This is a genomic window from uncultured Algibacter sp., assembly GCF_947495675.1.
Taxonomy (GTDB): Bacteria; Bacteroidota; Bacteroidia; order Flavobacteriales; family Flavobacteriaceae; genus Algibacter_B.
On the sequence record NZ_CANLZX010000020.1, the window covers coordinates 61,833 to 70,889 of the forward strand.

General features: G+C 28.5%; 6 protein-coding genes. All 6 read right to left on the bottom strand.

Translation table 11 applies throughout. The features are described from left to right. Positions 1–226 precede the first annotated feature (226 nt). The gene (locus tag Q0842_RS13700) at positions 227–976 is read right to left on the bottom strand and encodes a WecB/TagA/CpsF family glycosyltransferase (RefSeq protein WP_298499208.1); all 750 of its coding nucleotides are present in this window, start codon (positions 974–976) and stop codon (positions 227–229) included. A gap of 3 nt (positions 977–979) precedes the next feature. Further along, positions 980–2,110 carry a glycosyltransferase gene (locus Q0842_RS13705; protein WP_298499211.1) on the bottom strand — a complete coding sequence of 377 codons (1,131 nt, stop codon included), beginning with the start codon at positions 2,108–2,110 and terminating at the stop codon, positions 980–982. Beyond that, positions 2,085–3,365 (bottom strand): O-antigen ligase, encoded by a 1,281-nt coding sequence (locus Q0842_RS13710; RefSeq protein ID WP_298499214.1) that lies wholly within the window; start codon positions 3,363–3,365, stop codon positions 2,085–2,087. Before Q0842_RS13710 ends, Q0842_RS13705 begins: the two co-directional genes overlap by 26 nt. After that, positions 3,349–4,377: a hypothetical protein gene (locus Q0842_RS13715; RefSeq protein ID WP_298499217.1), complete on the bottom strand. Its 1,029-nt coding sequence runs from the start codon at positions 4,375–4,377 to the stop codon at positions 3,349–3,351. Before Q0842_RS13715 ends, Q0842_RS13710 begins: the two co-directional genes overlap by 17 nt. 261 nt (positions 4,378–4,638) lie before the next feature. Then, the gene (locus Q0842_RS13720) at positions 4,639–6,882 is read right to left on the bottom strand and encodes a polysaccharide pyruvyl transferase family protein (protein WP_298499220.1); all 2,244 of its coding nucleotides are present in this window, start codon (positions 6,880–6,882) and stop codon (positions 4,639–4,641) included. A 235-nt stretch (positions 6,883–7,117) separates the two neighbouring features. Further along, positions 7,118–8,920 (bottom strand): hypothetical protein, encoded by a 1,803-nt coding sequence (locus Q0842_RS13725; RefSeq protein ID WP_298499224.1) that lies wholly within the window; start codon positions 8,918–8,920, stop codon positions 7,118–7,120. Positions 8,921–9,057 lie beyond the last annotated feature (137 nt).

Genomic DNA, 9,057 nt, shown 5'->3' on the forward strand with positions numbered 1-9,057 from the left:
ACTTTTTAGTAACTTTTAATTTGGTGTATTCTTTTAAATTAATACTAATAAATATGATATAAGTTAATAGAACAATCGTTTTAAAAATTGCTGTATATCTATTGAAATCTAGATCTAAAAAAATGGCAATTTTTCTTAAAACATCGCCTAAAAGGAACATCACTATTGTAAAATATAATAAGCTACTTATTCTTTTTAAAAAGATCAAGTTCATATTTAACAATATTTAAGTGATCGATTGTTTGCCTTTACTTAGCCATGCTTTAATAAATAAGAATATAAATTTTGAGTTCGTATAAAAATACCTTTTAGCCATTCTTTTAGGTTCTTGAAGTAAACGATATAACCATTCAAATCCATATTTTTGAACCCATACAGGGGCTCTTTTCACGTCGCCTACATAGGTAGGTAGTGCACCACCAATTCCAAATAAAATAGCTTGTATTTTCATATGGTGTTCATGCATCCATTTTTCTTGTTTTGGGCAACCAAGTGCCACAAAAACAGCATCTGTTTTAGTAGCATTTATTTCTTCGATATATTTTTCATTTTCCCATGTTTGATTAAACGGAGGCGATATAAGAACAGTAATTATAACATTAGGGAAATCTTGTTCAACTTTTTCTTTAAACTTACTTAAAACACTATCTGTTGAGCCTACAACCCCTATTCTATACTTTTTCTTATCACATATTTTAAGGAAATCTGGTAAAAAATCCATTCCAGCTATCCTTGGTTGATTAGTCTTATATAAAAATTTAAAACTTTTTGCTACTGGAAAACCATCTGGAAAAGCAAATGTGGCTTCGTTTACAGCCTTTGCAAATTCTTTATTATCATAAGCTTCTATAAGCATATGAACATTTGAAAAACATGCGTAAGAGCTTTCTTTTCTTTTTATTAAATCTATTATCTGATTTTCATAAAATTCTTTGCTTCCTTGATTAATATCAATGCTAATAATTCTTTTTTTCATAGTTTATTTAAGCTTAGAATAAATGTCTTTAAGGTTCTCAAAATTTTTGTCATGAGTATACATGTTTTCGTATAATTGCCTCGCGTTTAAACCGTATTCCTCTGTATTTTTATTAGAGAATTCTAATACTTTTTTTCTTAAATCATTAGAATTATTGGGCGTAAATGTTTCTCCATTGTGCCCAGAAACAACAATATCATTAATATTATCAATATTAGAGGCCAATACAGGTGTGCCAGTAGAAAAAGCTTCAATTAAAGTATTAGGAAGCCCTTCATACCAAATGGACGGAAAAACTAATGCTTTTGTTTTATTAAGCATTTTTCTTATAAATACTTTGTCTTGAGAACCATGAAATATAATATTCTTATTTGCTTTGCTTTTTAATTCTTCAAATAAATCTCCATCGCCTACAACATCGAGTTGTATATCAGGAATTTCATTAAAAGCTTCAATCATAACATCTACTCCTTTTTCTTTTGATAATCTACCAATAAACAAATACTTGTTTTCTCTATTACCTGAATCATTATCAAGTAAATCATCTGTACTGTTTGGCTTTACAATTACATTTTCATCATTTACTTTTAAGCTTGAATCAACAATTAACTTTTTAATAAATGGTGTAAGCACTATAAATTTATTAATTGTACTACCCCAAGTATTGTTAATTTTATTATAACCAATAAAAGAAGCTAACAAAGCACTTTTTGCATATGAGTCTTGAAAGCATTTATGTTTTATCCCATATAATGGTACAGAAATATTTTTACACTTAGTACACACCTTAGAATCTCTTAAAAACAATGCTCCTGGACACAATAATCTGTAGTTATGCAAAGTCATAACAACAGGAACATTTCTTTTTTTTGCCGCTTTTAATACACTTGGAGATGCTGAATAAAATATATTATGTACGTGAATTGCATCTGGATTAAATGCGTCGATTTTATTTAAAGTTACTTGAAATGCATCTTTATTATGAAAAAGATTTATAGGAGATATTTTATCATTACTAAAAAATAGCTGATTAACTTCAAATCCTTTTTTTGTAAGTAAATTGTATTCGTTATCAACGACAACATCTTCACCTCCATAGTGTCTATACTTATTGTGTATTTGAAGAATTCTCATTTATTTGAGTATTAAATATAAATAATAAAATTGTAAAAAATGAATACACCCTAATTCCCATATCCCTTTCCAATAGAGATTCTGTTAAACCAGAAATGAAAAATAAAATAACAAAAATACAATGTATATAATTCTGTTTATTAAATGATATGTAAAATATGTAAATTAAACTAAATAAGTATGTAAAAATTCCTAAAACTCCGGTTGTAATTGCTATTTGTAATATATCGTTATGTGCATTATACGTACCCTGATTCAAAGCATTAGTTTCCGCATGAATTTCATAAGATTTATTTAATTCATCTTGAACATCTCCTGCACCCACACCAATAATTAAATTTTTCTTAAATGTATTATACGAATTCTCCCAAATAATCTTTCTAACAGCAACTCCTCCCCATTTTTTAGATATACTATATTGGTTTCCAAAATTGAAAGCCTCCTTGGTTTTTTCTAATAATTTGGGGTTAAAATAAACACTTGTTATTACTAGTATTAAAATAGTACTACTAAAAAAAACAAAGTTCTTAATCTTTTTATTTTTTAACCAATAAAATGAAGGAATTCCAATTACAATGAGAGTGGAAACCAATAGCGAATTTCGCCCTCCTAAAAGCACTAAAGTGATAAATAGTACTAATAATTGTATTGAATTTATACTAAATAATTTAAACTTACTAGAACCATAAAAAACAGAATAAACAACAAAAAATATAGCAATAGTTACATATAATGACAAGTATAATTTATGATAAGAAATAAAAACACTTGCTAGGTTTTGGTCTGATGCACAATGTAATAAAATGTCTGGTTTATAATCATAACAATTGTAAACGGCTAGTATAATTGAAGTGATGCAAACAAAAGTTACCGAATAGCCATACATTTTCATGGCACTAAATATGGTGTTTTTTTTAATTTTACGTCTTAGAATAAAAACGAAAATGGTTAAAAGAAGCATTGGAGATTTCCTGTAAACTTGATTTAAACCAACATCCATATTCTCTGAATAAAAAAGACTTAAAGCATAAATTAGAAAAAGAACAGAAAATAAAATAATCCAATTTATATCTTGAATTAGATTTTTAGAACTTGGCTTTTTTATTATAATATAAAAAATAAAAAAAGCAAACATAAGTCCTAAAGTAATGTTTGCAATTGCAAAACCCAAAGGCAATACTGTAGCGTATAAAACTATTAAAGCATTAGTTGCTTTATCCAAAAAAATGTCGCTAACCTTAAATCCTTTTAACATTATTGGACTCTATTGATTTATATATCATAATTATAAGAATAATAAACTCGGGATACTCTAAATAATTTTCGGTTAAAAGATTTAATAATAAAAATGAAAATAAAAATTGAATAAAAAATTTATACTCCTCGTTATTAGCTTTTAACCTTCTATAGCTATTCCAAAACAGAAAACAAATCAATACTGTTTGTAAAACACCATACTCTACCATTAAAGCAAGCAAGGATGAGAATGGTTCATTTCGGGTACCATCGTTATATTGAAACGTTATATTTTTATTCCATAAAGGATATATGTCTCTGTTAGCGTAAAAAGGTCTGTTATTTATTTTTTGGAACAATTTATTTCTAGTGTACTCACCATTTAATAAAAATGAAGCTCGCGAATTGTACGTGCCAGGAGAGGTTCCAAATAAAAAAATAAGCGGATTTGAAAGCACTCTAATTCCGCCCTCGAAAGCCATTATTTTACGGGGTGTTTTAACGGTTTTAAAATCATTTACATCTCTTAACTCATTATCATAAGGGCGCTTATCTGTTATTGTTCGCGTTACCCTTTGAATGTTATTATTCATGTATGAGAAAGCATGAGGATTAATTTTAGTGGATATAAATATAATAAACCATCCTGCTAAAGGTATTATTATAAAATATTTAAAATATTTCCTTTTTAAATTAACCAAGAAAACAATAGCTATAGCGCCAATAAATAGCAGCAGGCCTAAACCATAAAAACACATAAACCCACAAAACAAGAAAAATACGGCTTTTTTGTATTTGGTTTTAGTGAAGTAATAGACACAATAAATAAAGTTTACCAAAGAGAATGTATGCATGCTTAATCCGCTTCTTCCGTAAAGCCCATTAAAGCCATCATCTAGTAATCCGTTACCCGTTATATAAACATATGCGAAATTTATAAACCCTGTTAGATTTACAAATATTAAGACTTTAGATGAGATATCCATCCACATCTCTACTGAAACATAATGCCTTTTTGGTTTTAAAAGCAATACAACTACTGATAGATAAAGTAGAAGTATAGAAAAAAGATTATTAACTATAAATACTTCGTTAAATATTAGATTAATAAATACGCTAATAAATAACAAAGCAAATGATAGCAATATACTTTTTGTAAGTTTTAACCTGTATACATATATCAGGCTAAACATAAAAATTGGAGCAGTAAGAATTAAAAACCCACGAAGAAACGTGAATAGCATTACTGATAAAAAAATTAAAAATATTTTCCTGCCCAAACAATTAGAGTTTTAGTGTTTTTTTGAAAAATCAACTATTTTATCAACATCTACCGATAATATATTACAGTAGTTTTTGTCATTAAAAGATTCAAATAACCCACCAACTTTTCCAAGTTCTCCTGCTGTATAATCTAATCCAAAAACAGGTATATTTAAGCTTTTTAAGAATATACACGCATGAAATCTCATACATAATCCGAAATCAAAATTCTTTAAAAACTTTATTTTATCGCGAGCGTGTAACTCTCTACTAAAAACAAAGTAATTTTCAATTCCTTTTTCTTCACATAAATCTTTAATATCCAAAGCTGGTTCCATGTCAGAAAAACCATAATGATCGGTATTGAAAGGAACAGAAACTACTGCAATATTTTTAGGTAGTTTTTCTAGTACTTTAATTATGTTATCATTAATAATTTTATGTAACTCGTCAATAGATAAATTTGATTTGTTGTATTTAGACCACATTGGTCTTAAGTTTAATAAAAACAGTTTATCAAAGCCTTTTTCTTTTATATTTTCTATAAACTCATTTGATTTATGGCCATTCCAACTCCATTCATCTTTGTCGTTAAAATCTTGACTTAAATAATCAAATGCTGGGTCTCTGTTTACTTCATGCTTTATGTCTTTTAATTGGCTGTATTCATCACGCATTTGTACATAACTAGCGCTGTTTAATACTTTTAAAGCTAATTTTTTTGAGTATTGGGTTTTAAAAGGACCCCAACCACAACCAACAACTTCAAAATTTAATTTTACTTTATTAAAGGCTTTAATTGTTGTGTAATGCTCTAACAAATCAATAGGCATTTCCATAATTGGTCCTCCTGCCCAAACAAGTACATCGTTTTCGCCAGCTACTACATGCTTAAGCTCGCTAGAATCTAATGTTGTAATTTTAACATCTTGTTGTTCAAAATCTAAACCATTTACCCAAAACTTTGTTCTATCTATACGCTTACTGTAAACTATAAATTCATCTATTGAATTATGTCTTTTTAGTAATCTTAAAATAACACCACCTAAAATTGCCGAATCACCAACATGTTCTCCTCCATAGGCACCAATAATATGTATTCTTTTAGTATTTGACAGCTTATTATCAATAACCACCTTTTTTTCTGATACGCCTAAAAGGTTTTTAGCATTATCAATACCAAATGATGCTGTTTTACCTATTAAATCTAAAAACCCAAGTTTAGAAGATAGTTCTTCTTTTATTAAAGTTACTGGGTTCCAAGATCCAGATTGATCGTGTATACATTTAGGGCACTTATTTGTTATAAGGTCATCTAATAATTCTATACTTCGTTTGCTATAATAAATATCGTAAGGAGACTCCTTGCGGCAATCGCCTAGCATTTTATTGTCTATAGAACAATGAAACATTTCGCCATGAGCAGAAATTAATACGCCATTGTTTTGAAAGTGACATGGTGCGTTCCTGTCTGAGTTAGTGATTAATCGTTTTGATAAATCTTTATAAAATAATTTTCTAGCTGGGTTTTGCGTAATATTTTTTACACTTTCAGATCTTAAAAAATCTGCAAAAAATGAATTTTCTGGGTTGGCTGTATAAAACTCATCGGTTATATCTTTATTGTATAACCTTTCAATAGTTGTGGCTTTTCTAAAAACTACATCAATATCTTTTTGCTTAGCATAGTGTAAAATCTCGTTTACACCATAAATATTATGCTTTGATATGGTACTTTGAATTTGCAGTTTAATACCTTTTTCTTTAACTATTTTAATGGTTTCTAATACTTTTTCCCAACCATTTTCAACACGCCTAACCTCTTCATGCAAATCGCCTATACCATCAACACTTACGTTAAGGCTAAAATTAATTTGCTTTTCATTACACATCTCTTTTATAATTGGCAAAAGCCTATTCCATTTTGTAGGATGAAAACCGTGTGTGGTAATCGATAAACTTTCTAAATCTTTTATTGCTGTAATAATAGATTTTATACACTCTATAAGATCTTTTCTAAGTGTAGGCTCGCCTCCAGAAATACCTAAATGTTTGGTATTACTAAACAATTTATCTGAAAACAGTTTCTCTATTTCAGCAGGTGTTAATTCGTTCTCAGATTTGTCTTTCCAAACATTACACATCTGGCATTTAGAATTACAATTATCTGTAATAGGGAAATTAACATGAGTAGGTAAAATATATTTTGCCTTCCCAAATCCTGGATTAATGTAATATTGATATGAATACTTAAGAGCCTTAGCTAATGCCATTTATTAAAAGTTTTTAAGTTTAATCGAGCCCAAAGATAAAACAATAATAATTTAAAACACATTTGCTTAATAGCATTATTTAAAAACACTAGAAATACCGAAAAACATATAGGGTTTCAATACTTTTATTTAAGACTAGTTGTGAAGAAAAGTACTCAATAGAACAGTAATATTTTAACACTTAATAAATACAGTTTTTAATTTACTTTTCTAGTATTTAAAATACCTCTTATATTTATTGGCTACAGATACCATCTATCAAATTTTGAACAGTTGGATTGTATTTATTATTTTCTATTACAAATTTTAATTTCTCATACTCATCCGCAGACACAGAAGCTATATTAATAGCACAGAAATCAATTAAGTTTTTAGAATCGCTAATTTCCAAGATAACTGAGCGATAAATAGAACTATAAGTATCAATATCCCATTCATAATATGACCACCTCGTAAAATTTTCCAAGCCAGAAAGATTTGTTAAACTATCATTATTGGAAATCCTAATTTTATAACCTACTTCCCGTAAACTTTGTAAACTTGATATATTTTTTAAAACAGGATTGCCTTCAATAAGTATTTGAGAACTTGAATAAAGTATATCTAATCCACTCAAACTTTCAAGTTTTGGATTGTTGGTAATTGCAACTGGGCCACTAACAAAATTTTCTAAACCTGTTAAATTTGTTAATAAAACGTTATTACTTATAGAAACACCCCCGATACTAAGATTATCTAAACCGGTTAGGCTTATTAAAGAGGCATTATCCTGTATTGTTATAGACCCTTCATCAAAATTATTTAAACCTTTTAAATTTGTTAAAGAGGAATTATTCTTTACACGAATTTTCCACCCGTTATAACTATCTAAACCAATTAAATTTGTTAAAGAGGCATTATTCTCTATCCATAAACCCGCTTTGTCTGCACCTTGAGCAACGTCTACCCCAACGAGGTTCTCAAGACCGCTCAAACTTACTAAAGCTGGATTTTCTATAATAACAAGAGCTGTAAATATAAATTCTATTCCTTCCAACCCTTCTAAACTATTTAGCTTTATGTTATTTCTAATTTCTACCGTTTCAACCTCAATACCTTTACGACCGCTAGCATCTCCATGATAACTTTTAAGGTTAAAACCTTTTAAGCTATTTAAAGAAGCATTGTTCTCTATAGTAACACTTTTCATACTACCTCCAGTTGCTACAGCATATTTACTAACATCTCGTAACCCTTCTAAATTATATAATAATAGATTATTTTTTATGGTAATAGACCCATCAATATAGTTTAACCCAATGTTTTCCATACCTTCCAAAGAAATTAATAAAGGATTATTTACAACCTCGAGTTCCCAACATTGATTAATATATTGTAAATACTTCAAATTAGTAATATCATTACAACCTTCTTTACCATCTTCACCAATTTGTAATAGCCCTTCAACTTTTACATGACCTAATTTACCAAAAGCATCAACTTCTGATTGTGTAGTTAATTTAACAACAGTACCTCCATGATTTGATAGTGGATCGTCCCTGAAATACAATTCTTTGTCATCACAGACAGAAACGGTATTTAAATTAACTGTTCCGTTTTCTACAATAACTTCTATTGGGGCTGAAACTTTAAGTGTTTGATTATCTCTAAATTGTATAAAGTACGACGTGTTTCTTACTGTTGAACTATTAAAGCTATCTAAATCATCAATAAACACAAATTCAGAATTTAACTCGGAGTTATTAATTTCTACTGATTGAAATTCTTCATAAAGTGTTGGGTAAATGCTCCGCGATCTTTTTCTATAAAAAACGGCTCTTGCATTTACAAGATTATTCCCTGAACAATCCTTTAATATGGCCTTAACAACAACCTTTTTGGCTAAATCATTGTCGTCACAAGTAGTAATAGTAGTAGGATCTGTAGTAGGATCTGTAATGGGATCTGTTATAGGATCTGTTATGGGATCCGCTTCATCATCCTTAGTGCAATTATATAATGCCAAGGATAAAATAAGGCATAGAAGTAATTTTTTCATGTTTAAATATTTAGGGTATTTACTACAAACTTACGTTTTTTTAAATAATTATTATGATGATGTATATTCGTATAAATTTTAAAATCACTTTAATGAAAACTTTATTATTAAATTTAGCTATAGTAGTATTATTAGTA